The sequence below is a fragment of the Nonomuraea longicatena genome (assembly GCF_039525605.1).
Lineage (GTDB): Bacteria > Actinomycetota > Actinomycetes > Streptosporangiales > Streptosporangiaceae > Nonomuraea > Nonomuraea longicatena.
The window spans coordinates 1-25,174 of record NZ_BAAAHQ010000045.1 but is presented as its reverse complement, the minus strand read 5'-3'; the positions used below and the strand labels follow the sequence as shown (position 1 = coordinate 25,174).

The 25,174-nt window shown below is 70.1% G+C and carries 18 protein-coding genes; 6 read left to right on the top strand and 12 right to left on the bottom strand.

Annotated elements, in window-relative coordinates; translation table 11 throughout:
* Positions 1-8: 8 nt before the first annotated feature.
* The 10 genes from ABD120_RS33775 to ABD120_RS33730 all read right to left on the bottom strand — a co-directional run bounded on the left by ABD120_RS33775 (position 9) and on the right by ABD120_RS33730 (position 14,826).
* Positions 9-1,241 (bottom strand): enolase C-terminal domain-like protein, encoded by a 1,233-nt coding sequence (locus ABD120_RS33775; protein ID WP_343954348.1) that lies wholly within the window; start codon positions 1,239-1,241, stop codon positions 9-11.
* Positions 1,228-4,218: a glycoside hydrolase family 38 N-terminal domain-containing protein gene (locus ABD120_RS33770; protein WP_343954346.1), complete on the bottom strand. Its 2,991-nt coding sequence runs from the start codon at positions 4,216-4,218 to the stop codon at positions 1,228-1,230. The genes ABD120_RS33775 and ABD120_RS33770 overlap by 14 nt, the downstream gene beginning before the upstream one ends.
* Positions 4,218-5,027 carry a carbohydrate ABC transporter permease gene (locus ABD120_RS33765; RefSeq protein ID WP_343954345.1) on the bottom strand — a complete coding sequence of 270 codons (810 nt, stop codon included), beginning with the start codon at positions 5,025-5,027 and terminating at the stop codon, positions 4,218-4,220. Before ABD120_RS33765 ends, ABD120_RS33770 begins: the two co-directional genes overlap by 1 nt.
* Positions 5,024-5,824: a carbohydrate ABC transporter permease gene (locus tag ABD120_RS33760; RefSeq protein ID WP_343954343.1), complete on the bottom strand. Its 801-nt coding sequence runs from the start codon at positions 5,822-5,824 to the stop codon at positions 5,024-5,026. Before ABD120_RS33760 ends, ABD120_RS33765 begins: the two co-directional genes overlap by 4 nt.
* 38 nt (positions 5,825-5,862) lie before the next feature.
* A complete protein-coding gene (locus ABD120_RS33755; protein ID WP_343954342.1) occupies positions 5,863-7,116 on the bottom strand; it encodes an ABC transporter substrate-binding protein in 1,254 nt (417 codons plus the stop codon).
* Between the two features lie 15 nt (positions 7,117-7,131).
* Positions 7,132-7,833: a FadR/GntR family transcriptional regulator gene (locus ABD120_RS33750; protein WP_343954341.1), complete on the bottom strand. Its 702-nt coding sequence runs from the start codon at positions 7,831-7,833 to the stop codon at positions 7,132-7,134.
* Between the two features lie 124 nt (positions 7,834-7,957).
* A complete protein-coding gene (locus ABD120_RS33745; protein WP_343954340.1) occupies positions 7,958-8,497 on the bottom strand; it encodes a DUF305 domain-containing protein in 540 nt (179 codons plus the stop codon).
* A gap of 169 nt (positions 8,498-8,666) precedes the next feature.
* The gene (locus ABD120_RS33740; RefSeq protein WP_343954339.1) at positions 8,667-10,109 is read right to left on the bottom strand and encodes an alpha/beta hydrolase; all 1,443 of its coding nucleotides are present in this window, start codon (positions 10,107-10,109) and stop codon (positions 8,667-8,669) included.
* A 70-nt stretch (positions 10,110-10,179) separates the two neighbouring features.
* Positions 10,180-13,275, bottom strand: a complete 3,096-nt coding sequence (locus ABD120_RS33735; RefSeq protein ID WP_343954338.1) for an NACHT domain-containing protein — start codon at positions 13,273-13,275, stop codon at positions 10,180-10,182.
* Between the two features lie 165 nt (positions 13,276-13,440).
* Positions 13,441-14,826 carry an FAD-binding oxidoreductase gene (locus tag ABD120_RS33730; RefSeq protein ID WP_343954337.1) on the bottom strand — a complete coding sequence of 462 codons (1,386 nt, stop codon included), beginning with the start codon at positions 14,824-14,826 and terminating at the stop codon, positions 13,441-13,443.
* A gap of 289 nt (positions 14,827-15,115) precedes the next feature.
* Here ABD120_RS33730 and ABD120_RS33725 point away from each other — a divergent pair, with 289 nt between their 5' ends.
* The 6 genes from ABD120_RS33725 to ABD120_RS33700 all read left to right on the top strand — a co-directional run bounded on the left by ABD120_RS33725 (position 15,116) and on the right by ABD120_RS33700 (position 23,659).
* On the top strand, positions 15,116-16,267 hold the full coding sequence (locus ABD120_RS33725) for an acyltransferase family protein (protein WP_343954336.1): 1,152 nt from the start codon (positions 15,116-15,118) through the stop codon (positions 16,265-16,267).
* Between the two features lie 175 nt (positions 16,268-16,442).
* Positions 16,443-16,565 (top strand): hypothetical protein, encoded by a 123-nt coding sequence (locus tag ABD120_RS33720; protein WP_343954335.1) that lies wholly within the window; start codon positions 16,443-16,445, stop codon positions 16,563-16,565.
* Positions 16,566-16,610: 45 nt separating this feature from the next.
* On the top strand, positions 16,611-20,750 hold the full coding sequence (locus tag ABD120_RS33715; RefSeq protein ID WP_343954334.1) for an nSTAND1 domain-containing NTPase: 4,140 nt from the start codon (positions 16,611-16,613) through the stop codon (positions 20,748-20,750).
* A gap of 60 nt (positions 20,751-20,810) precedes the next feature.
* Entirely contained in the window at positions 20,811-21,938 is a 1,128-nt protein-coding gene (locus ABD120_RS33710) for an FAD-dependent oxidoreductase (protein WP_343954333.1), read from the top strand.
* A gap of 33 nt (positions 21,939-21,971) precedes the next feature.
* Positions 21,972-22,817, top strand: coding sequence for a helix-turn-helix transcriptional regulator (locus ABD120_RS33705; protein WP_343954332.1), 846 nt, complete (start codon positions 21,972-21,974; stop codon positions 22,815-22,817).
* A gap of 44 nt (positions 22,818-22,861) precedes the next feature.
* Complete coding sequence (locus ABD120_RS33700) at positions 22,862-23,659, top strand: aminotransferase class IV family protein (RefSeq protein WP_343954331.1); 798 nt, start codon at positions 22,862-22,864, stop codon at positions 23,657-23,659.
* Between the two features lie 164 nt (positions 23,660-23,823).
* Here the strand turns inward: ABD120_RS33700 and ABD120_RS33695 are convergent, their stop codons facing one another.
* The gene (locus ABD120_RS33695) at positions 23,824-24,240 is read right to left on the bottom strand and encodes a hypothetical protein (protein ID WP_343954330.1); all 417 of its coding nucleotides are present in this window, start codon (positions 24,238-24,240) and stop codon (positions 23,824-23,826) included.
* Between the two features lie 279 nt (positions 24,241-24,519).
* The gene (locus tag ABD120_RS33690; protein ID WP_343954329.1) at positions 24,520-24,933 is read right to left on the bottom strand and encodes a hypothetical protein; all 414 of its coding nucleotides are present in this window, start codon (positions 24,931-24,933) and stop codon (positions 24,520-24,522) included.
* Positions 24,934-25,174 lie beyond the last annotated feature (241 nt).

Genomic DNA, 25,174 nt, shown 5'->3' with positions numbered 1-25,174 from the left:
ACAAGCAATTATGTAGCTACTTCGACCGAAATGGTGGGGTCTGCGAACCGTTCGTTGGGGACCTGCGCGTACCAACCGGGACGCCCGGGATCCCGGTCGTACGGATAACCGCCGACCCGCTTGTAGAACTCGGCGTACTCGGCCACCCGGTCGCGGTCCAGCCGCACCCCGAGCCCCGGTCCGGACGGCACCGCGATGGCCCCGTCCTTGTAAGGCAGCCTGCCGCCCTCGATCACGTCGTCGCGCAACTGGTGGTAGTGCGCGTCGGCCGCGTACGTGAGATTGGGCAGTACCGCGCCGAGGTGCAGCATCGTCGCGAGCTGGATGCCCAGTTCCCCGGAGGAGTGCACGGCCACGCCGAGCTGGAAGGTCTCGCACACCCCCGCCGCCTTCACGCACGGCCGGATGCCGCCCCAGAACGTGGTGTCCAGCAGGATCACGTCGGCGCTGCGGCGCATCACGTTCGAGGCGAGCTGCTCGAAGTTGACCACCACGGTGTTGGTCGCGATCGGCACGCCGATCTGCTCGCGCACCAGCCGCAGCCCTTCGAGCCCGAAGACCGGGTCCTCCAGGTAGTCGTTGTTCAGCCCCTCGATGGCCTTGCCGAAGCGCAGCCCCTCGGCCATCGACAGCACCGCGTTCGGGTCGTAGCGCAGCCGGTCGCCGGGGAAGGCGTCCGCCAGCGCCCGGTAGCACTCCAGCTCGTAGTCGGGCGGGAACACCCCGCCCTTGAGCTTGTGGACGGTGAACCCGTGCGCCTGCCGCAGCTCGCGGGCGTGCTCGACGAGCTGGTCGGGCGTGCGGATCTCGGCGTAGCCGTCCGAGGCGTACCTGAAGAACAGGTAGGACGCGAACGGCACGGAGTCGCGGATCCGGCCGCCCAGCAGGTCGTGCACCGGGACGCCGAGCTGCTGCCCCACGAGGTCCAGACAGGCGAACTCGACGGCGGCCAGCAACTGGGTGCGGTTGTTGTACAGCGACGCCGTCGGGTTCGCGATCTTGAACCGCAGCGTTTCGAGCTGGACCGGGTCGTGCCCCTTGAGGTACGGCAGCAGCGCCCGGATGGCGGCCTCGGCGCTCTCGCCGCCGCCGCCCATCTCGCCCAGGCCGATCAGGCCGTTGTCGGCCTCGACCTCGACGATCGTCCTGATGAAACGCCCCCAGTGGGCGCCGTTGCTGTGCCGCAGCGGCGCCTGGAGCGGGACGGCGACCGTGGTCGCCCGGATGTCAACGATCTGCACAGATCCCCCAAACGGCGGCGACCCCACACGCGGGCAGTGTGACCTTCACCGATTCCCCGGCGACCTCGGCGGGCCCGAGGTCGGTGCGCAACCCCGAGCTGACCTGGGCGGAGATGAGGCCGGGCAGCCCGACCCGCACCTCGACCGGCTCCGGGGCGAACGACTGCAGCCGCACCACCAGGCCGTCCTCCGACCGGCCCAGCGAAGTGACGTGCACGTCGGGATGGTCCACCGTGACGTACCCGTCGACGGCCTCCGGCGTGCCGGTGACCAGCACGCCGACGAACGGGTCGGTCAGCCCGGCCGCCACCTGGGCGCCGAGCCGCCGGGCCGGGGCCTCCTGCCCGGAGGTGACCGCGTACCGGAAGGTCGTCTCGCCCTGCTGCTGCGCGGGGAAGTTGGTGTCCCAGATGTTGTTCAGCGCCCACGAGTAGACCGTGCCCGGCTCGTCCTCCAGCGTCGGCGGGAAGGGCGCGTACGGCATGTGGATGGTGCCGAGCTGCACCAGCGGCGCCTCCATCGTCGCCCACGCGATGCTCAGCCCGGCCTCCTCGTAGGCGATCCAGTGCCGGATCGGCAGCATGTACTCCGCCGAGCCCGGCACCCGCGCCACCTCGGGGCCGCCGACGCCGCCGGTCAGTTCCCAGGCCGCAGGGGCGCCCGCCGCGAACGGGAAGGCCAGGAAGACCGCCTCCTTCGCCGGGGTGCCCTGCTTGGCGAGCTGATAGGTCAGGTCGAGGCGGCGCACGCCCCGGTGCAGCTCGATCGTGGCGCGCAGCCAGTCGACGCCCTTGCCCTGCAGCTCGACCACCAGCCGCTCGCCGACGACCGTGCGCTCGGCCCTGACCACGGCGGCGTTCCGCGCGATGGCCCGGTCGCCGAGCAGGGTGCGGTCATGCGCGCCCACGTGCCCGGACATGTGGTTGAAGTGCGGGGCCGTCGCGTAGCGGTCGTAGACGTACTGGCCGAAACCGGCGGCGGCCTCGGCGTTGACCAGTTCCCTGCCCGCCGCCTTGTCGAACACCGAGCTGATGTAGCCCTCACGCACGTCGTAGGTCACGCGGTAGAACTCGTTCTCGATCACCGGGTCCTGGCCCAGCTCCACCGGCTCGGGCGCCGGGGCGTCGGCCGCGACCACGTCGAGGCGGGCGTAGCCGTACCCGGGGACGTCGGGGACGACCGCGTGCAGGTGACGGCCGATCGGGCGGGTCGGCCACTCCTCCGGGAGCACGATCTCCTCGTGGTGCGGCAGGATCTCGCCGCTGCGGGCGTCCCTGAGCGCGATCGGCCGGTCGATCGGCACCAGGTCGCGCGGCAGGAACGCCTTCACCACGTCGGTCCTGGCCTGGGTGCCCGGGTTGAACACCGCGAACGCCGGCTCGCCGGCGCCGCCCAGCGCCGCGCCGAACCTGCGGACACCCGCCTGGAGCAGGTCGGAGGCGTCGTCCTGGGCGTCGTAGGCGCCCGCCGACTTGCGCGTCCACTGCAGGCCGCCCGAGTCGCCGCCCTCCTCCGCGTCCTCCCACGGATTGGCCGCGCCCCAGGTGTGCTCGTTGAACAGCGCCACCTTGTCGTAGGCGGCCGAGATCTGCTCGGTGGCGTCCACCCCGGCCAGCGTGTGCAGCGTCTCGGCCGCGCGCAACGACGACTGCGCCCGCCGTACGTACCCGAGCGGACGCGCCCCGGAGCCGAGCCCGTCGGCCCACCAGTCGGTCCAGTCGCCCTCGTGGACGGCCAGGCTCTCGCCGTACCGCTCCTCCACGTGCTCGAAGAAGTCGCTGTTGACCGCCGAGCGCAGGCGCGGGAAGGCCCACTGCTCGTTCCAGCGCCGCGCGATCGACGCCGGCACGATCGACGGCCCCGCGTTGTCGGCGTGCGCACCCTGCACCCGCAGGTGCAGCACATCCAGCTCGTACGGTTCCCGTGGCGCGTCCGGCCCCTGCCACCCGAACGTCCCCGGCCCGTACGGGTACCCCCGCGAGGCCAGCGCGGACAGGTAGCGCGGCAGCAGGTCGTCGGCCAGTTCGTAGGAGTCGGTCAGCCCGACCGTGTTGCCCTCCATGTAGGCCATGCCGTGCGGCGTGTCGGTGAACCACACCAGCACCCGGTTCCCGCTGGGCGCCCGCCACCAGAACGGCCGCGTCAGCTTGTCGCCCCCGTGCAGGTAGGGCACCGAGCGCCCGGCCCAGTTGTGGGCCGCCGCGAGGTAGCGCACCCCGGCCGCGTTGAGCGCGTCCACGAGCCCGACCACGGCGCCCGGCACGTCGGTGTGCATCGCCGAGCGGATCGGGAAGTCGAACATCGGGCGCAGTTGCCGGTACAGCTCCTCGGTAGAGCACGCCTCGGTGTGGAGCTGGACCGGCAGCGCGGTCACCTCGATGAGGCCGTCGCGGGCCGCCTGGTTGAAGCGTTCCACCTGCTCGGCGGGGCGGGAGGCGAGCCATTTGGCAGCGGGCATCGACGACTCGACGGTCCAGCGGAAGCGTGCGTCGTCCGGCCAGTCCCTGGTCTCCTCGGCCAGCCGTACTGCGGCGTCGAGATAGTCGAGGTGGTGGCGCAGCACCGTGCCCTGCGGGTCGGTGTAGCCGATGTCCAGGTGGGAGTGGTGGACGACGAAGACGCTCCACTTGCGCTGCGGCGTCACCGTGACCTCGGCCGAGCCGATCACGCCGGCGCCGTCGCGCACCTCCAGGGTGAAGGCGCGCGGCGCGTCGACCTCCGGCACCAGCAGCGTGACGTCGTTGCCCACCGCCTCGTCCACACCGACCAGCGACACCGTCAGGTCGGTGCCGACCAGGCCCGTGCACGACACCCGTACCGCCTGGCGGCCGTCATGGGTGAACAGCGGGAGCACGGCCAGCCGTACTTCCAGGCCGCGCGCGCTGATCACCGGGGTCGAGGTGTCGTGGCGCAGGGCCTGCCTGATGCCGTCGTAGTCCGGGGAACCCAGGCTCCGTTGCAGCAACCGGCTCGTCATCAAACACTCCCTAGGGAAAGGCCTCTCGCGAAGAGGCGCTGGGTGGCGAGGAACAACACGACCGTCGGCAGCGAGACCAGCAGCCCGGCGGCCAGGCCGACGGGGGCGGGGGTGCCCGCGTACACGTCGGTGATCATGCCGTTGAGCGCGACCATCACCGGTCGTACGCTCTCGGTCTGGGTGAGCACCAGGCCGAAGATCAGGTCGTTCCAGATGAAGGTGAATTCGAGGATGTAGACCGCGGCCAGCGCGCTCGTGGACAGCGGCAGGTACACGGTCCAGAAGATGCGGAAGGTCGAGGCGCCGTCCATGCGGGCGGCCTCGAAGATCGAGAAGGCGACTCCCGAGTAGAAGTTGCGCAGCACGAACGCGGCCAGCGGCACGTTGATCGCCGTGTAGAGCAGCAGCATGCCGAGCCGGTCGTCGTACAAGCCCGCCTCGCTGTAGCCGATGAACAGCGGCACCAGCAACATCTGCGACGGGAAGATGGTCCCGCCGAAGATCAGCATGAACCACAGGAACCCGTACCTCAGGCGCAGCACCACGATCGCGTAGCCCGCCAGGGCACCGACGAGCACCCCGAGCAGCGGCGAGACCAGGCTGTAGAGGGCGGTGCTGGCCAGGCTCTCGGCCAGGTTCGCCTTCTCCAGCGCGGCCGAGATGTTGTCGAACAGCGCGAAGTCGACCGAGGGCACCCACGCGCTCGCCGGGTCGTAGGACTCGGCCGGGCGCGAGGCGTTCACGAGCAGCAGGTAGGTCGGCCCGAGCCAGACCAGCCCGAGCACCACGAGGACGATCCGCCGGATCATCGCACCTGCCTCCTCAGGTAGAGCCAGGAGGCCAGCCCGGCGACCACGGTCAGCACCACGGCGACCGCGGAACCGTACCCGTACTTGGTGGCCACGAACGTCTCGCGGTACATCATCACCGCGAGCGTCTCGGAGTTGCGGCCGGGGCCGCCCTGCGTCATGGCCCAGACAATGTCGAACGTCTTCAGGCTCGCCACCAGCGCCAGCCCGACGACGACCGCCGTCAGCGGGCGCATCAGCGGCCAGATCACATGCCGGAACAGCGACCAGCCGGAGGCGCCGTCGAGCCGGGCCGCCTCGATCGGCGCCTTCGGGATCGACTGCAGGCCGACCACGAACAGCAGCGTGTTGACGCCGAGCTGCTGCCACGTCCACACCAGGAGCATCGCGATCGTGTTGTACGGCTCCTGCGCCATGTAGGCCGTGTCGGTGCCGAGCAGCAGGTTGGCGATGCCGTCGTGGGACAGGATCGGGCTCCACACCATGCCGAGCCCGGCGCCGCTCAGCGCGTACGGGAGCATGAACGGCAGCCGGAACCACATGCCGCCCCTGAGGTCGTACGACAGCACCGCCACCAGCAGGCCGAGCCCGACCGGCAGCACCATCGTGCCCGCCACCCAGATCAGCGTGTTGCGGACGGAGGTCAGCAGGGCCTCGTCGTCGAAGAGCCGGGCGAAGTTCCTCAGCCCGACGAACTCAGGGTCGGCCAGGCCGTCGTAGGCAGTCAGACTCAGAAAGGCGGTGTAGAGGAAGGGGGCGTAGAGCAGCCCGGCCACCAGCAGGACGGCCGGAGCCACATACCCCCCTCGGAACCGGCCGAGAATGGGGACGTTTCTCACTGGTTGGTGCTCCAGTATTCGTCGGCCGCCTTCTGAATCGTCTCCAGCACCTCCTTGTAGCTGCCGGGTTCGGTGACGAACTTGCCGAAGCCGTCCAGCGCGGCGGTCAGGATCGGCGGCGGGGTCGCCTCGAAGTAGCGGTTGACCAGGCGGTACTTACCGGATCCCGCGTCCTTGGTGATCGTGTCGAGGGCCTTGTCCGCGACGGTGACCTTCGGGTTGGCGCTGACGTCGCCCCGGCTCGACGCCCACTTCTCCTGGGCGCTCGTGCTCGTCCACCACTTGAGGTAGTTCAGGGACGCGGCGGGGTCGGCCGACTTCGTCAGCGAGCACAGCGGGCCGCTCTCGAAGATCACCGAGGTCTTGGGCAGGTCGGCGTTGACGTTGGGGATGACGAAGAAGCCGTAGTCCTTGCCCGGCTCCATCTTCCGCTGGGTCATGCTGGTGTTGAAGAAGGTGCCGAAGGAGACCATCGCCGTCTTCTCGTTCTTCAGCACGTCGGCGGGGTCGGTCTTGTCCCCGGCGTTGATGAAGTACCCGGCGTCGATGAGCGACTTCCACTTCTCCATCACGGCGACCACGCCGGGGTCGGTGTACTTCGCCTTGCCCGTGGACAACCGGTCATACAGGTCGGGGTCCATCCCGGCCATGATCTGCTCGAACCAGACGAAGGAGAACAGCACGCTGGTGTGGTAGAAGGGCGTGACCCCGGCCTTTTTGAGCGTCGCCGCGGCCTGCTCCAGCTCCGCCCAGGTGGTCGGCGGCTTCACGCCGTGCTGGTCGAAGACCTTCTTGTTGTAGAACATGCCCCAGTAGGCGACGTTGAGCGGCACGCAGTACTGCTTGCCGTCCACCGTGTAGTAGGGCGCGAGGTCCTTGGGCAGGTCGCCTGCGGCGATGGCCTCCTGCCACAGCGCGGTGGTCTCGGCCACCTGCTTCTGCTTGACGATCTCCTGGAGCATTCCCCCGGTCTGCCAGGTGAACAGGTCCGGCTTGACGTCGGTGCGGAACGAGGCCTTGATGAACGCCTGGTACTGCGCGGAGTCGGTGTAGCCGACGGGTTTGACGCCCAGGCTGATCTGCTGCTTGGACAGCGTGCCCATGTCCTCGAAGAACTTGCTCCAGGCACCTTTGTCGTTGTAGAGCGACAGCTCGGTCTTCTTCTGCTGTGCGGCGGTCTCCGGGTCGTTGCCACCGCAGGCGGCCAGGGTGAGTGTCGCCGCCAATCCGAGCGCTGCCAGTCTGCGCATGCCGGACTCCTTACCTTACTGGGGGGAACGCAATCTCTGCTCTATGACGGTCCTGACGTCCACGAGATGGGCGCGCATGCGCCGTTCGGCGGCTTCGGGGTCGCCGGACTCGATGGCCGTGAGGATCGCCAGGTGCTCGTCGTAGTCGCGCCGCCGGTCGTCGAAGATCTGGAGGATCTCCCGCTGTTCGGAGGCATGGACGGTCAGCAGCGAGTCGACGACCTCGTGCAGGACGCCGTTGCCCGCCAGCCGTGCCGTGGCGCGGTGGAAGGTCATGTTGGCCTCGTGCAGTTCGGCGTCTTCGCCGCGAAGGTGCCTGCCGGCCTCGTCGAGCAGCCGCCGCAGCCCCGCGAGGCTGTCGTCGGTCGCCTGCTCTGCGGCCAGCGCGGCCAGGGGCGGCTCGATGACGATGCGGGCGCCGAGCAGGTCGAGCAGCTGGGCGCCGCGCATCGCGCGCATGTTGGGGTTGGGGAGGACGAGGCGTTCGATCGCGGGGCCCACGTAGATCCCGGATCCGTGCCGCATCTCGATCGCCCCGGTGGCTTCGAGCCGGCGCAGCGCCTCACGCAGTGTCGGGGTGGTGACGGCGAAGCGCTGGGACAGCTCCCTGGTCGAGGGCAGTCTGTCTCCTGGCCGGTGTCCGCCGGTGCGGATGAGTTCGAGCATGCGCTCGGTGAGCGCGTCGGAGAGGGTGGGACGGGTAACCTCGGCGGACATATCAAGTGATCTAATCACTTATCCGGCCGTCGTGTCTACGGTCAGTCTCGCCTACATCAGGACGCCCGGTCGGTCAGGGCGCCCGGTCCGTTACGACACCCGGTTCGTCAGGGCGCCCGGTTCGTCAGGGCGCCGGTGGGAGCATGCCCTTCATCTGCTCGATCTGTGCCTTGCGCGACTGCTTCACCTTCTCCGCCCAGCCCTTCACCGTGGGGTTGTCGCCGTTGAGCGCCTCAAGGCCGGCGAGTTGGACGGCGTCGTCCTGGTGCGCGATGAGCAATTGGAGGAAGTCGCGTTCGAAGTTCTTCGACCGGGTCAGCCTGGCGATCTGCTCCCGGTCGGTCTCCGGCAGGCCGCCGTGGGCGGCGTGGGCGTCCGACGGCGCGGTCATGGGCTGACCCCAGGAGCGGAGCCAGCCCATCATGGTCTTGACCTCGTCGGTCTGCGTGGTCTCGATCGCGGCGGCGAACGTCTTGAGCTGCTGGTCCTTCCCCTTGTCCCGAGCCTGCTTGACGATCTCGATGCCCTGGCGGTGATGGGGGATCATCATCTGCAGGAACATCACGTCCTCGGAGTTGACCGGCTCCGGCGCGGAACTGCCTCCGGCGGGCGCGCAGGCTGCGGTGAGGAGAAGCGCGAGTCCTAGGACAGTGAGTCTTTTCATCTCCCCCCGACAGTGACATCTGACAACAAAGGCGTCGAGGGCCCTAAGTCGGCCTTAATCATCTTTTATGGGTCGGCGGCCGGACACCGACTGCAGGAACGCGCGCACCCTGCGCTCGGGCGGCGACCGGGTCGGTGGCCACCTCGGTAGGACACCGACCCGTCCGAACTCAGCCCGCCAGGCAGGAACTACCCGCCGCCGGGACCTTCCCGTCGAAGAAGTACTCGTGCACGAGCTTGTCCACGCACGTGTTGCCCATGCCGTACGAGCCGTGGCCCTCGCCCTCGAACGAGACGAGCACGCCGGTCTTCAGCTTGCGCACCATGCTCTCCGCCCACTCGTACGGCGTCGCCGGGTCGGCCTTGCCGCCGATGACCACGATCGGGTCCGAACCCGTCGCGTCGATCCGGTCGTTCGGCACGGCCGGAACCGGCCACAGCGCGCACATGGCGCTCCCCCCGCCGAACAGCCGCGACAGTTTCCGCAGCTGCCGGTCCGCCTTGACCATCTGCCCCAGCGTCAGCGGCTCGACCGCGTCCAGACAGGCGACCGCGTAGCCCGCCTGCAGCATCGTGGAGTAGCGCCCGTCCGGCGACCTGCCCGTGAGCAGGTCCGACAGGGACAGCAGCGCGCGCCCGTCGCCCTTGACCGCCTTGCCCACGGCCGACTCGATCACAGGCCACGTCTGCTTGGCGTACAGGCCGATGGCGACGCCGACAATGGCCAGCGAGCCGGACAGCTTGCGGTCGCCGACCTTGAGCGGCTGCTTCCGCAGGCGCTCGACCAGCCGCTCGACGGTCTTGTTCGCGGCCTTCGCCGTACTGCCGAGGTCGCAGCCGTTCTTGACGCAGTCGTCCAGGAACAGCCGGTACGTACGCTCCCGCCCGGCGATCTGCGCCTCGGCCAGCTTCAGCTGCGGCTGCGCCAGGTCGGCGGCGGCGTCCAGGACCATGCGGCCGACGTTGCGCGGGAACAACGTCGCGTACGTCGAGCCGAGCATGGTGCCGTAGGAGTAGCCGAGGTAGTCGAGTTTGTCCTCGCCGAGCGCGGTGCGCAACAGGTCGAGGTCGCGGGCGACGTCCGGGGTGCCCACGTGGGGCAGGATGTCGCCGGAGTTCTTCTCGCAGCCGGCGATGTACTGCTTGGTCGCCTTGACGGCCTGGGCCCGCTCGGCCGCGCTGCCGCCGAGCCGGGCGTCGTCGGCGAAGAAGCCGTCGAGTTCGGCGGTGGTGCCGCAGGTGACGGGCGAACTCCTGCCGACGCCCCTGGGGTCGATGGCCACCAGGTCGTAGCGTTTGCGCAGCTCCGCATAGCCGGGGTAGGCCACGGCCAGGGCCTCGACGGCCGGGCCGCCGGGACCGCCGAAGTTGAACACCACCGAGCCGAGCCGGTCGCCGGTGGCCTTGACCCGCAGGACGGCCAGGTCGATGGTCTTGCCGTCCGGCTCGGTGTGGTCGAGCGGCGCCGTGAGGGTGCCGCACTCCAGGTCCTTCGAGGCGGGCAGATCCTTGCACGCGCCCCAGGTGATCGCGGGGGCGGCGGGCGCCTGTACGGCGGGAGCGGCGGCTGCCGTGAGCAGCAGAGCCGCCATGGGAATCAGCACTTTTCGCATGGCACCCATACTGGCGATTACGATGAATTACCCGATAGTGCCAGGAATGCACGATTTCTGATGACAGATGTCATTTCCACCGTCGAAGCCGCCTGCCGAGCAGTTCACCGTTACGCACTTCCGCCTCCGCCGGGACACGCACGACGAGCCGTGAATTCCCGGCCAGCGGCGCAAGGTCGAGACCCGGCTCGAATTCGAGCAACAACAGCTCTTTCAGAGCGACACACCCCGCCAGTGGCGAGACATCGTCGAGTCGCCCGGCGGACGTCAGTGTGAGGCGCTCCAGATTGAGCTGGCTGAGCGCCTGCAGATCGACCACGTTCGCGATCCGATTCAGCCGTAGACTCCTGACCGCCGGAGTGCGCTCCACGATGTCGCGGACCCGGACCTCTGCCGCGTCCACGACCATCAACTCGCGGAGGCCGCCCAGCACGGGGAACGACGGCGACCCGAGCAGCCACGACACGTCCTGGAGGTGGAGAGTCCTGAGCAGCGGGAGACTGCGCAGCGGGTCGAGATCGGTCTCCTCGGATACGGACCGCAAGGCCAGCCGGTGCATCCTGCGCAGATCCCGCAGGAAATCGAGGTCGTCCACCCACCGCACGAGAAGATATTCCAGTTTCCGGAATTCACCTATGTCGCGCCGGGCCTGGCGGGAAAGTCGGCAGTTCAGGCTGAGGTTCACCAGCCATCGGCGGTGGGGAAGGACCTCGCTCAGACTCTCCATCACCGGGATATGGATGGAGGCGCCCCGCTTCGCGGGCATACGGGAGAACGCGGAAAGCTGCCCCGGCGTATGGATGATGATGAAATCCACCTGCGCCCGCATCGGGGCGATGACCCGCTCCGCGTAGACGTGGGGATCGAAGAACCGCCACCCCGCGATCAGTTCCCTGCCCACCAAGTCGCGTCTGTCCACCGCGTACCGCGCCAGCAGCTCCAGCGCACGCGGGCCGTTGACGAGCCAGGCCGTCCTGACACACGCGAACGCGGCCTCCACAGACAGACCGTCGAGGTCACGTGGCAGGCGGTCGAGCATCATCTGCCCCGCCGCCGCCAGGGAGGCCGCGTCCGCCTCGCTACACGGCGGGACGAGATCGTTCACACACCGGTCGACGTCCTGCCGGACGCTCTCCGGAACCGACGGCAACGTCTCCAAGCACGCGCACAGCAGGACCTTCAGCCGTCGCGCGTGCGCGGGCTCGGCGGCGATCCGCGCCAGCAACCCTTTGAGCAGTTCCTCCCGCAGCGGCCCGTTGGCGTGACCGGCGGCCATGATCACAACCTCGCGCCACTGGTCCAGGTGCGCATTCTTCACCAAGGGCTCGATGTCGCCGTCCTCTGCGGCTGCCCGGGCCGTCAGGTACTCCTGCACCGTCCGATGGATGAAGTCGATCCGGCCCTCGACCGGCTCGCGGATCACCCCACTGCGTTCCAGCAGGTACTTGAACACCGCCGCCCCGTCCGCCTGCACCCGTGGCATCGCCGCCACGATTTTCTTCACCCGCGCGAGCGCGGCCGACTTGGGAAGCTCCACCCGGTTCGTCATAGACAGCCGCCATGCCAGGTCCTGCAATATCTGGATCTTCTGGGGGCGGTCCAGGTTCAGTTCGGCGTAGCTCGGGATGGCGCGCTCCGCGTCGCGCCGGTCGAGCAGCATCTCCAGGGCGGCCGCGTACAGGCTCATCCGGTCGGGCGGAAGCTGGGCCACCCGGTCCAGGTTGAGCGCGCACAGCATGGACGCGAGCAGCGGCGTCGCCGCGAGCGCCCGCAGATGGGGCGTCCCTTCGAGATTCGACAGCAGCCGCGCCCGTATGACGGACAGCTGATCGGTCGAGCAAGGCAGTTCCTCGCTGCTCCTGATCGCCTCGTGCCAGTGCTCGACCAGCGCCCGGGTGTCGGCCGGTGTCATCCGCTCCAGGTACACGGGTGCGAAGCCGTACTCCTCCAGCCACGCGGCTCCCGCCGCCGACGGCCGGCTGGTCACCACCACGCGGAGGGCGGAGAACTCCGCCAGCAGCCCGCCCAGCCACGGCCTGATCGCCTTGCGCTGGTCGCCGGTGAGTTCGTCCACCCCGTCGACCAGCAGCAGCGGTCGGCCGAAGGCGAGTTGCCGATGCGCCCAGCCGGCCGGCATGAGCCCGGCCAGCGGGCCCGCGACCAGGTCGAGAAGCTGCTCGGGCCTGGGTAGCTCGCGGTCGGCGTAGCTCCGCAGTTTCACCAGGAACGGCACGCAGCCGTTCCAGCCGGCCAGCTTCCCCTCGAAGCCGCCCCGCGCCGCCGTGACGGCCAGCCAGCGCAGCAGCGTGCTCTTGCCGCCACCGGCCTCTCCGCGCAGCAGCACCCACCGCCACTGCCCGAGTGCGCTCTCCACCCGCATCGTCGCGGGTTCGGCGGGTGCGCCGTGCCAGGTCTCCGGCTCGGCCCGGTCGCGCGCGGCCGACACCGACAGGCTGACGTAGGCTACGCTCAGCGACGTCCGGGGCTGGAACCGCTTGACCCGCACCCCCAGCAGTTCGAGGCTGTCGAGCGTGCGCGACATGTGCTCCAGGTACCGCCGCCGGAACTCCGCATCGCGGTCGGTGCCGTCCGGGGCCTCCAGCGTCCGCACCGGGAGCCGTTCGAGTACGGCCGCGACCTGCTCCCCCACGCCGGACAGCCGCGACAGCATCTCCGCCGCCGCCCTCGGCTGGAACTCCGGAAGCTGCCGCACGATCCTGACCAGGCAGTCGCAGCACTCGTCGAGCACGACCTCGTACAACCGCCCGGCCGCCTCGCCCAGCCCCTTGGGGACGGGCAGGCCCTCCCGTACGGCACGCGCCAGCCGCAGCGGATCGGCGTCCACGGACAGCAGCGCCCGATCGGACAGATCGGCCGCCTGCAGTGTGGCGGTGACCTCGGCGAGCACCGCCTGCCGATCGTGGTCCTCCAGCCCCGGGAACTCGTGCGCGCACACCTTGAGCACCCGGGCGGTGACCGCGTCGGCGATGTCCTCAAGCTGCCGCTCGGCCTTACGGCGGACGAGCTGGTCGGGAAAGTGCGCCCGCATCAGCTCGACCAGGTCCCTGTCTCGGCTCTCCTTGCCCGCGTGGTGGGTGAGAACGGTCCGCAGCGCACGGTCTCCGACCGCCCTGCCCAAGCCGAGGGCGACAGTCTCCAAGGCCATGCGCTCGTTCTCGCTCTCACCCGGTCCACGGCTATGACGCCGATGGGATGTCCTGGCTCACCCGGCCAACGGATACGACGCCGACGGAGGGCCCGGCTCAGGCTCACCCAGCCCACAACTACGACGCCGGCGGGAGGTCCTGGTTCAAGCTCACCCGGCCAACGGCTACGACGCCGGGGGGATGTTCTGGTTCAGGCGGAAGAAGTTGGTCGGGTCGTACACCGCCTTGATCTTCGCCAGCCGTTCGTAGGTGCCGTTCGGGTAGGCGGCTCGGATGCGCTCCTCGCCCTCGTCGCCCAGGAAGTTGACGTAGGCGGCGTGGTCGCTCTGGCGCATGGCGGCGACGTAGTCCTCGACCCACGCCTCGTGGACCGGCCGCTCCTCCAGGTTCTCGTAGATGGCGGCCAGGTTGACCATGATCCGGCTCGTGCGGGGCGCGAACGCGGTGGCGTCGGCGGAGACCTCGGCCATCGCGCCGCCGAGGACCCGGAACTGCGTGGCCACCATCGGCGCCGGCGCCGACCCGAGGCGCTCGACGATCAGTTCGGCCGCCGCCCGGTCGATCCGGTCGACGAACATCGTGCGCGCGGCCGCCACCGGACGGAAGTCGTCCTCCTCCGGCGGGTACATGCCCGAGTAGGGCATCGTCTGCAGCATGTCGGCGAGCGGGGTGGCGAGGGCGCGGAAGGGCGCGAGGGCCCGCTCCCCGTCCTCCGGCCCGCCCGCGTAACACATCATCGCCAGGATGACGAGCTTCCCGTGCTGGTCCTCCGGCAGGAACGGCATCGGCGGCGCGGCCATGACGTTGGCGATGGCCGACAGCTCCGGCGGCGCGGCCTCGGCCGCCTCCGCGAACCCCTGGATGGTCTCCGCCGTGGCGGGCAGCATGAGCATGCCGCCGACGATCGACGGCAGTTCGTGCAGCCGGAACTTGAGCCGGGTGACGACGCCGAAGTTGCCGCCGCCGCCCCTGATCGCCCAGAACAGGTCCGGGTGGGTGTCGGCGTCGGTGTGGAGGATCGCGCCGTCTGCCGTGACGACCTCGGCGGCCAGCAGGTCGTCGATGCTCAGGCCGTACTTGCGGACCAGGAAGCCGATGCCGCCGCCGAGCGTGATGCCGCCGATGCCGACGGTGCCGGTGTCGCCGAAGCCGGTGACGAGGCCGTGCTCGCCGGCGGCCGTGGTGTAGTCGCCGGCGCTCGTGCCGCCCCCCGCCCATGCCGTACGGCCGGCCACATCGATGTCGATCTTGTTCAGGTCGGCGAGGTCGAGCACCAGCCCGCCGTCGCACACGCCGTGCCCGGCGCTGCTGTGGCCGCCGCCGCGCACGGCCAGGTCGACGTCGTGCTCACGGGCGATGGTCACGATCCTCGCGACCTGTTCCGCGTCGCGGGCCCGGACGATCGCCGCCGGGCGGCGGTCGATCACGCCCTGGTAGACGGTACGCGCGGACTCGTAGCGAGGGTCATCGGGGGTGATGACCTGCTCACCGAACTCGGAAACCAACTGGTTGACCGGAGCGAGGGTCCGGTCGAAGGAGGCAGTCGTCACGGGGGTTATTCCTTATCAATGGCGAAAGGCGAATCCGTTCAAACAGACGGTCACCTAATTTCTACGAGTGCACCACTCTATCAAAAAGCCGTGCCCACCCCTCGGGCGGCTCCGGCATTTCAGGTGCGTATGATGCTCCCCCTTCCGACTTCCCCGCACCTTCGCCATTGCCGTACCGGCCTGCGGGCGCTGAAATTCAGCACGGCAAAAGATGCGGACCGCGCCGGGTGGCGCAACGGTAAGGGCCCGACCCGGAGGCATGATTCAGAACGACGTAAGGAGTCTTCCGGTGACCTTAAGGGCCGAACCATCCCACAAGTCCCCTGACCCCGCCCCCTCCCTGCCCCAGCGCCTGCCCGCCCTGACCATGATGCGGTTCGTCGCCGCGGCGCTGGTCTTCGTCTTCCACGTGACCATGGCGCAGTTCTTCGTCGACCCGGCTCCGCAGCAGACCATGCTGTCCCTCGCCACACAGGCCGGCTGGACCGGCGTCGGCTTCTTCTTCGTGCTGAGCGGATTCGTCCTCACCTGGTCGCACCGCTCGTCGCACACGGCCGGACGGTTCTGGCGCCGCCGCTTCTTCAAGATCTACCCCAGCCACCTGCTCACGGCGGCCTTCGCGTTCGTGCTGCTCGTCTGGGTCGCCGGAGTGGGTGTCGACAGCGGGTCCGCGCTGCTCAACCTGCTGCTCGTGCAGTCGTGGTCGCCGCTGATCGAGGTGCGCGCCAGCCTCAACGGCGTCGCCTGGTCGCTGTCGGTCGAGATGCTCTTCTACGTCATGTTCCCGCTGCTGATCCGGCCGATCATGGCCATCCGCCCAGAACGGCTGTGGGCCTGGGCCACCGGCGTGGTCGTCGTGATCTTCCTGGTGCCGGTGGCGTCGAGCCTGCTGCCCCGGGAGCCCACCTTCCCGCTGGGGAACATGCCGGTCTACGACTTCTGGTTCGTCTACCAGTTCCCGCCCGTTCGACTGCTGGACTTCGCCTTCGGGATGATCCTGGCGCGGATCGTCATGACCGGGCGGCGGCTGCCGCTGGACCTCGGCGGATCGGTCGCGCTGGCCGTCGCGGCCTACGCGCTCGCGCCGTTCTTCCCGTCGGCCTACACCCTGACGGCCGTCATGGTGGTGCCGCTCGGGCTGGTCATCGCGGCCGGCGCCGCCTCGGCACCGTCCCACGAGCCGACCGGCCTCGTCTCGCGCACCGCGATCAAACTCGGCGAGATCTCCTTCGCCTTCTACCTGCTGCACCAGATGGTGCTCACGTACGGCCGCCAGTGGATCGGCGCCGACCATCCCATGTCGACCCCGGCCGCCTTCGGGGTGATCGCCCTGCTGCTGGCCGTCACCCTCGCGGTGTCCTGGGCGCAGTTCACCTTCGTGGAGGCCCCGATCATGCGGCGATTCGCGGCCCGGCGCACCCGGCCCACCGCCCCTTCCTGACAAATCTGACGGCATTCCGCGAGAAGTGCTGCGAAATATCCGGAATAAACTGGGACGGGATTCTTTTTCCGCCGGAAGGTCCCTCCAATGGACATCACCGCCCACGGCGGCACCGACGGCCGGGCGGAAAGAATGGACAGGGCCTTCGGTTCCGGCCCTGTCCGCTCTGTTGCCGTTGATCGGGGCGGCCCTGTTCGGCGCCGCCCTCACGACCGGGCTGAACGTGGTCGCGGGCACCGGCACCGTCGTGTTCGCGATCCTCGCGGTGGCGGTTCCCGGCAGAGCGGACCGAACCTGACTCATTGTGCGGACGCGGGGACGATCCGTACGCGATATTGGCGGGGTGAGCGCTGAGGAGCTGATGCGCGCCGGGGTCCGTGCCCGGGTGGCGCGGCTGGCGCGGACCACCGCCGCCGGCACCCGCCGCTGGACCCCTCCGGCGCTGCTCGCGATCCTCTCCGCCGGCGCGTTCGGCGCGTTCCTCGAACCGGAGGCGGCCACGGCCGGCGCCGCCCTGCTCGGAGCCGTCAGCGCGGTCGGCGGCAACATCCTGACCGACCTCGTCACCTCCGGCATCGCGAAGCTCGGCGGCGACACCGCCGCGCGCCAGGAGATCGAGACCGAGCTGGAACGGCGCATCCGGCACGTCCTCGACAGCGGCGGCGCCGAGGCGCAGGCGCTGCGCGCGGAACTCGCCGTCCTGCTGCGCGAGATCGGCGCGGTCGGCGCGGCGGTCGAGGCGGCGATCGAGGCGGGCGACCGTGACCTGCAAGAACACCTGGCGCGCGGCCTCGCCGGGCTGGGCGAGGAGTTCGCGTTCGCGCTGACCGAGGTCGAAGGACGGCTACAGGCGCTGCGCGAGGGCCAGGACGAGCAGGGGGCGCGGCTCGACCTGGTCGTCGGACTGCAGTACCGGCAGGCGACCGACACCCGGCTGCTGCTGCAGCTCGTGTCCGAACTCTCCCAGGTGCCGCGTCCGGCCGTCGGCGCCGGACGGTGCCCGTACCGGGGGCTGGTGCCGTTCACCGAGGCCGACGCCGAGGTCTTCCACGGCCGCGAGCAGATCACGGCCGAGCTGGTCACCCACCTGTCGCGGCGGCTGGCCGCCCCCGGCCTGGCGCTGGTGACGGGCGCGTCGGGGGCGGGCAAGTCCTCGCTGCTGCGTGCGGGACTGCTCCCCGCGATCGGGCGCGGCGAGCTGACCCCCGCCGCCCGCGACTGGCCGGTGCAGGTCCTCGACCAGCCCACGTCCGCCCCGCTGGCCCGCCTGGCCACCGGCCTCGCCGCGCTGGCCGGGCTGCCCGCCCCCGACGTGGTGCGCTGCCTGCGCGAGGACCCCCGGCAGACCCCTTCGCTGGTACGGCAGGCCGTCGAGGCCGACGCCCGCAGGCGGGCCCTGCCCCTGTCGTCCGCCGCCCGGCTGGTACTGATCGTCGACCAGTTCGAGGAGGTCTTCACCCTGGCGGGGGAGTCGGAGGCGGCGGCGTTCGTGGCCGCGCTGCACGCGGCGGCGACCGTACCGGCCGGGGGTGGTGGAGCCCCTGCGGCGCTGGTGGTGATCGCGGTGCGCGGCGACTTCGCCGACCGCTGCGCCGCCCACCCGCACCTGGCGGCGGCCCTGCGGGGCGGCCCGTTCGTCGTCGGCCCGATGGGCGAGGCCGATCTGCGGCGGGCGATCACCGGCCCGGCCGACACGGCCGGGCTGCTGATCGAGTCCGGGCTGATCGACACGATTCTCAGCGAGTTGCGCGCCCCCGGCGGCGGGTACGCGGCCGGGGTGCTGCCGCTGTTGTCGCAGACCATGTCGACCGTCTGGGAGCACCGCGACGGCGACCGGCTGACCGCCCGGGGTTACGCCCGCACCGGCGGCGTCACCCAGGCGGTGGCCTCCAGCGCCGAGGCCGCCTACCACGACCTGCCACCCGCTCGGCGCGAGGCGGCGCGGCGGGTGTTCGAGCGGCTCGCGACCGTCACCCGCGACGGCGTGCCGGCCCGGCGCACCGCCGCGCTGACCGGCGACCCCGCCTCGGCCGAGGTGCTGGAGTCCTTCGCCCGCCGCCGGCTCGTGGTCGTCGACGCCGACAGCGCCCAGCTCGCCCACGACGTACTGCTGGGGTCCTGGCCCCGGCTGCGTGCCTGGCTCGCCACCGAGCGCTCCGACCGGGTCCTGCACGCGGAGCTCCTCCAGGACGCCGCCGACTGGGAGCAGCACGAGCGCGACCCCTCCTTCCTCTACCGAGGGGTACGCCTGGAGGGCGCCGAAGAGGCCGTCGCCCGCTGGCGGGCAGACCTCCGCAGATACGCCGGATTCGACCTGCCCGCCTCCGCCGGGGAGTTCCTGCGCACGAGCGCCCGCGCCGCGGGCCGGGCCCGGCGGCGGCGCCGGAACGTGACGGCCGCGTTGAGCGGGCTGCTGGTGGTCGCGGTGGTCACGGCGGTCGCCGCCGTACGGTTCGGCCAGGAGGCCGACTGGCGGCGGTCCCAGGCGTCCTCGCGGGAGGCGGCCGCTCACAGCCGGTCGCTGACGCACGACCCTGGTACGGCGGCGCGGCTCGCGGCGGCAGCGTGGGCCGTCGGGCGCACGAACGAGGCGCGGGCGAGCATGGCCGCACTGCTCAGCAGGCCGGGGCGGCGGGCGCTGAGCGGGCATGCCGGGGAGGTGGGGGCGGTGACCTTCAGCCCGTCCGGCGACCGGCTCGCCACCGGGAGCACCGACAAGACGGTCCGGGTGTGGGAGGTCGCGACCGGACGGCAGGTCACTTTCGCCGGACACACCGACATGGTGTTCTCGGTGGCCTTCAGTCCGTCCGGTGCACACCTGGCCAGCGCCGGGTACGACCGGACGGTTCGGATCTGGGACACGGCGACGGGACGGCCGGTCGGCGAGCCGCTGCGGCATCCCGATGTGGTGTTCTCCGTGGCGTTCAGCCCGTCGGGCCGGTCACTGGCCACCGCCGGATACGACGGAAAAATCAGGATCTGGGACCTGGCCACCCGTCGGCACGTCACCCTCACCGGGTACGGCGAGCGGGTGCGTGCCCTCGCCTACAGCCCGTCCGGCGACCGGCTGGCCAGCGGCGACGAGGACGGCACCGTCCACCTCTGGGACGTCGCCACCGGCCGGCGGATCGGTTCACTCGACCATTCCGGCATCGTGTGGTCGCTCGCCTTCAGCCCGTCGGGTGCCTCACTGGCCACCGCCGGGCAGGGCCGCCGGGTGCGGCTCTGGGATCTCGCCACCATGCGCGCCACCACTGCGCTCACCGGGCACACCGACTGGGTCTCCGCCGTCGACTTCAGCCCGTCCGGCGACCGCCTGGCCAGCGCCGGATGGGACAGCACGGTCCGGCTCTGGGACGTCGCGACCGGCCGCCAGCTCGGCGCCCCGCTCACCGGGCACACCGATGTCGCGGTGGCGGTGGCCTTCAGCCCGTCCGGTGACCGGCTGGCCAGCGGCGGCGCCGATCGGACCGTGCGGCTCTGGGACACCGCCGTCGGACGGCAGGTCGGCGCGGCACTGGATCACACCGACCTGGTGGAGACGGTGGCGTTCGGTCCGGCAGGCAGGTCGGTGGCCAGCGGCGGATACGACGGAAAAATCAGGATCTGGGACCTGGCCACCCGTCGGCACGTCACCCTCGCCGGGCACACCGACTGGGTCCACTCGCTCGCCTACGGCCCGTCCGGCGACCGCCTGGCCAGCGCCTCCCGGGACGGCACCGTCCGCCTCTGGGACCTCACGGCCCGCAAGCAGCTCGGCTCGCTCAAGCACCCGGACAGCATGGTGTCGACCGCCTTCAGCCCCGACGGCACGCGGCTGGCCGGCGGCAGCCGCGATGGCATGGTCCGGCTCTGGGACACCGCCACCCTCCGCCCGATCGGCGAGCCGCTCACCGGGCACGACGGCCCGGTGCGGTCGGTGGCCTTCAGCCCGGACGGCAGGCTTCTCGCCACCTCCGGCGACGACGGCACCGTCCGCCTCTGGAGCACCGGCGCCCTCGGCCGTACGCTCATCGGGCACGTCAACGCGGTGACCTCCGTGGCCTTCAGCCCGTCGGGCGAGCGCCTGGCCAGCGGCGGCGACGACAAGACCGTGCGCGTCTGGGACGTCGCGACCGGCCGCCAGCTCGGTCCCCCGCTCACCGGGCACACCGGCGAGGTCACCTCGGTCGCCTTCAGCCCGTCGGGCGACCGCCTCGCCAGCGGCGGCCGGGACAAGACCGTGCGGCTGTGGGACGTGGCCACCGGCCGCCCGCTCGGCGTTCCCCTCACCGGGCACACCGGCCAGGTCGCCTCCGTGGCCTTCAGCCCGTCCGGCGACCGCCTCGCCGGGGGCGGGCATGACGGGACGGTGCGGTTCTGGGCGGTCGCGCTGCCGTCCGACCTGCTGAAAGCGGTGTGCGACATCGCGGGCCGGCCGTTCACGCCGCAGGAGTGGAAGCAGTACGTCGCGGGGGAACCGTACCGGCCCGGTTGCCCCTGACCGTGTCACATCCCGGGCCGCTCGACACGTCTCTCCAGCACTGAACCACCGGGAGGGAACATGATCACGATCGTGGGCGGCGGGCTGGCCGGGCTCACCGCCGCCATCGTCTGCGCCGAGGCCGGAGCGAAGGTGACGCTGCACGAGGCACACCGGACGCTGGGCGGCAGAGGGCGGGCGAGCGCTTCGCCGTACGTGGCCCATGAGGGGGCGCACGTCTTCTACGCCGACGGTCCGCACTGGACCTGGCTGACCGACAGAGGGCTGACCGGGCCGCTCGGACGGCCCGCGCTGCGCGACGCGCGAGCGGGCTTCCTGCACCGGGGCCGGATGCGGCGCCTGCCTCCGGCGGGGTTCACGCGCATGATGCTGCTCGGCGGGGGCCGCGAGGCACCCGTGGACGTGGACTTCCACACCTGGGCCGCCCGCCTGTACGGCGAGGAGAGCGCGCGGATGGCCGCCAACGCGATCGCCGTCGTCACCCTCGACGCCGACACCGGACGGCTGTCGGCCGCGTTCGTGTGGGACCTGCTGCGCCGCGTCTTCGCCCCGAGAATCCCCGCCGTGCGATGGGTGGTCGGCGGCTGGCAGGCCGTCATCGACCGGATGGCGGCCCGCGCCCGCGACCTGGGCGTACGGGTGGAGCTCGGCTCCCGGGTCACCGAGTTGCCGGGCGGTCCCACGATCGTCGCCACCGAACTGTCCTCGGCGCGCTCCCTGCTCGGCGACCCCTCGCTGCGCTGGGAGAGCGGCGAGTGCGTGCTGTTCGACCTCGCGGTACGGCGCGGCCCGCGCGACCGCTTCATCTGCTTCGACCTCGACGACGGCGGCTTCCACGAGTCGTACTCCATGCAGGACCCGACGATGGCGCCGCCGGGCGAGTCCCTGTTCCAGATCGACCTGCCGGTCCGGCCGTCCGAGACCAGGGCGCAGGCCCGCGCCCGCGTCGAGGCGTTCGCCGACCTGACCGTGCCCGGGTGGCGGGAGCGGGTGACCTGGCAGCGGTCGGGGTGGTCCAAAGCCCGATCGGGGGCGCTGGACCTGCCGGGGTTCACCTGGCGGGACCGGCCGGCGATCGATCGGGGCGACGGCGTCTTCCTCGCCGGCGACCAGGTGGCCGCGCCCGGGATGCGCGGGGAGATCTCGATGAACAGCGCGATCCGGGCCGCCGAGGGCGCGATCCGCTGATGGCTCTGGACATACCGCCCGTATTCTGGGGCTATGAACCGTGAATCTCCGGATGCGTCGCAAAGTCGTCGCGAGCAGTTGCGCGACTTCCTGCGCAACCGCAGGTCACGGCTCACACCCGACGACGTCGGCCTGATCACCGCAGGCAGGAGGCGCACCCCCGGCCTGCGGCGCGAAGAGGTCGCCACGCTGGCCGGGGTCGGTGTGTCCTGGTACACGTGGCTGGAGCAGGGGCGCGACATCAACGCCTCCGCGGAGGTCCTCGACGCGATCGGCGGCGCACTGCGCCTGACCGAGCCCGAGCGCGCGCACCTCTACGTCCTGGCCGGCCTCAATCCGCCGCTGGAGGGCGGGGCCAAGGGCGTCGAGGTCCCCCAGCAGCTACGGGACCTGCTCGACTCCTGGCTGCCCCGACCGGCGATCCTGCGCGACCGCTACTGGAATCTGCTCATGGTCAACGACACGGCGCAGGCGGTCTTCGGCCTCGGAGACGACGACCACAACTGCCTGATCTCGTTCTTCACCAACGCCAGGTACCGGAGCATGCACACCCACTGGGCGTCGGCCGCACCCGACGTGGTCGCCGCCTTCCGCGCCGACGTGGCGCGGGCCCCCGGAGATCCGGAGTTCGGCAGGGTGATCGACGATCTGAGCGCGGTGAGCCCCGAGTTCGCCGAACTGTGGGCGCGTCACGAGGTGGGCCTGCCCGCCCAGTCGGTGAAGGCGGTGCGTCACCCCGAGGCGGGTGAGCTGCTGTTCGACATGACGACCCTCGCGGTGGTCGACCGTCCCGGCTGGTACCTGGAGTTCTACAACCCGCAGCCCGGCTCCGAGACCGGCCACCGGCTCGGGTTGCTGGTGGTGCGAAACCCAGGTTAACCACGCACTGTTTGTCCTGGTCAGCCACTGACATGCTCATCCACATGGAAAACTTCGTCACCCAAGTCAACGGCCACTCGGCGACCACCGAAGACCTGTCCCCGCTCGCCTTCGCGGGCTACGCCCACTTCACCGCCATGCAGGTGCGTGACGGCCGGATCCGAGGGCTCGACCTGCACCTCGATCGGCTGCGCAACGCGTCCGAGGAGATGTTCGGCCGGGTACTGCCCGACGAGCGGATCCGGTCCTACCTGCGCACGGCGATCGCGGCCGGCCCTGCCGACCTGTCGCTGACCGCGACCGTCTACTCACCGGCCGGCGAATTCACCGTCGCGGAGGCCGAGCCCGAGGTGCTGATCCGTACCGGCCCGCCCGCCACCGGCCCCGGCGGACCGCTGGCGCTGGTGACGGTCGAACACGAGCGGGCCCTTCCCGGCATCAAGCACGTCGGCGAGGTGTCCAAGACGTACTACATGCGGCAGGCTGCCGAACTCGGCTTCGACGACGCGGCCTTCCTCGACCGGCGCGGCCGCTTCAGCGAGGCCTCCATCTGGAACCTGGCCTTCTGGGACGGCACCGCCGTAGTGTGGCCACGCGCCGAAATGCTCCGGGGCACCACGATGGGCATCGTCAGCCGCCAACTGGACCACCTCGGCATCCCGCAACACACCCGCGAGGTAACCCCCGACGACCTCCCGTCCCTGTCCGGCGCCGTGGTCATGAACTCCTGGACACCGGGGGTCCCAGTCCACCGAATCGGCTCCACCCCTTTGCCCCCCGCCCCGACCTTCCTGGAGACGCTGCACCGCGCCTACCAGGCCGAACCCCTCACCACTCCGTAAGCCCACGATGCCCGGCCCCGGCACCCGCTGAACGGCTCCCACGACTTTGTCCGACGCCAGCCGCCGAAGTAAGGCCATCCACAATTGGCCGACGAGCCGAACCCAGATGAGCCTTGTTCGGACCACACAAATGGATCATCCGCCGCCACGGCGATCCGATCCCCTTACGGCGGCGACACATCAGCCTGGCCACCCAGTCGATCCTCCACAGTCGCGCGAACTTCGCTCCAGGCGTCGCATCGAAGGGACTCCAACGTCTCCCTGGACGTATTCCTGTGCCGCGCAACCCTCATTCTGATCGATTCGTGCGCATCATGAGCGAGTCGTTCGAGGAGACCCGGTGACAGTTTCCGCTTCATAGCCACCATGACACGGACGCGAATATCGGGATCGTCGATCAATGTTTCGAGAACAGCCAAAGGTACCGTCTTGTTCTGGGCAACCCATAGTCGTTCTTCCGGATATCGATCGACGACTTCTTTCCATACCTGAAAAGGCGCCTCCTCCATCACTGCCCTGCGGTATTCACGTGGATCCGGGCTGTTGCGCAGCCGTACGAACTCTTCGGCGGTCTCGATCAATCCTTGGCTCCCCTCAAATAGAGCCCGCATCGTCTACCACGCCCCCGGCTGAGCGGATCCGTCGGCTTCGGCGGCGCATGTGACACTCGAGGCTTCGCGTAACCTGCACCTCAACGCGCTCGTCGCCCAAGCCCGGCGCAGAGGTCACGTCCTCAGTCTCCACACGTTCATCGCGCACTGCTGCGGATGCTCGATCTCGAACAAGAGCCAAGGCACGATCCGCTGCCTACATCCGCGTCACTCAACGGCCCGGCAGGGCCTCGGATTCTTTGCAGCCACCTACATGACCTCAAGCGAGACACTTGCGATCGCAGCAAGGACACTGATGTGAACCGGTCCTTCCGTTCTGAACCAGACCAACATCGGCAGCGACGACGATCGGACCAGTTGAGGAGCCAGCCCTTCGGGCCAAGGCGAATCGCTGGGTTCCAAAAGTGTTGCCGCCACCTGATCCAGCGGTGCGGTGCCAGGACCCGGAGTCCACTCAATCACGGAGAAGTAGACGTCCCTGAATGCGAGGGTCATATCCGGCTTCTCAGGCCCCCAGCGAAGCCCGATCTCCAGCGCATCGACGTTGTCGATACGCTCCAGCGAGAGGCGATCCAGAAAGTACCCCCGGCAGCCCGAGACAACCGCGAGAAATTTCTGAAATGAACCCACGGGGATCACTATGACCCCGCCGACTACTTCCATGCCACCATCCGAACAGTAGCGACAGCTCTTCACGAGATGAGAAGCTCGGTGGCATAATCGCCGATGGCCAGATCGTCTACGAACGTCGACCAGTAGCCGTCAGCATCCTCCAGGGCAACAGGGTCTATGCGGAGCAAGCCGTTTGCGATCTCGCGGGAAACCTTTTCGCAACACTCGTCGTCGTCTTAGTGAGTGTTTGAGATCGACGATCTTGCTTAGTCGCAGACGATTTTGGCTTGTC

What these genes read in the sequence shown, in the direction of transcription:
- ABD120_RS33700 (WP_343954331.1), top strand. Translation starts at nt 22,862, where the DNA reads ATGGAAAACTTCGTCACCCAAGTCAACGGCCACTCGGCGACCACCGAA.
- ABD120_RS33735 (WP_343954338.1), bottom strand. Translation starts at nt 13,275, where the DNA reads ATGGCCTTGGAGACTGTCGCCCTCGGCTTGGGCAGGGCGGTCGGAGAC.
- ABD120_RS33755 (WP_343954342.1), bottom strand. Translation starts at nt 7,116, where the DNA reads ATGCGCAGACTGGCAGCGCTCGGATTGGCGGCGACACTCACCCTGGCC.
- ABD120_RS33770 (WP_343954346.1), bottom strand. Translation starts at nt 4,218, where the DNA reads ATGACGAGCCGGTTGCTGCAACGGAGCCTGGGTTCCCCGGACTACGAC.
- ABD120_RS33705 (WP_343954332.1), top strand. Translation starts at nt 21,972, where the DNA reads ATGAACCGTGAATCTCCGGATGCGTCGCAAAGTCGTCGCGAGCAGTTG.
- ABD120_RS33745 (WP_343954340.1), bottom strand. Translation starts at nt 8,497, where the DNA reads ATGAAAAGACTCACTGTCCTAGGACTCGCGCTTCTCCTCACCGCAGCC.
- ABD120_RS33750 (WP_343954341.1), bottom strand. Translation starts at nt 7,833, where the DNA reads ATGTCCGCCGAGGTTACCCGTCCCACCCTCTCCGACGCGCTCACCGAG.
- ABD120_RS33710 (WP_343954333.1), top strand. Translation starts at nt 20,811, where the DNA reads ATGATCACGATCGTGGGCGGCGGGCTGGCCGGGCTCACCGCCGCCATC.
- ABD120_RS33740 (WP_343954339.1), bottom strand. Translation starts at nt 10,109, where the DNA reads ATGCGAAAAGTGCTGATTCCCATGGCGGCTCTGCTGCTCACGGCAGCC.
- ABD120_RS33690 (WP_343954329.1), bottom strand. Translation starts at nt 24,933, where the DNA reads ATGGAAGTAGTCGGCGGGGTCATAGTGATCCCCGTGGGTTCATTTCAG.
- ABD120_RS33765 (WP_343954345.1), bottom strand. Translation starts at nt 5,027, where the DNA reads ATGATCCGGCGGATCGTCCTCGTGGTGCTCGGGCTGGTCTGGCTCGGG.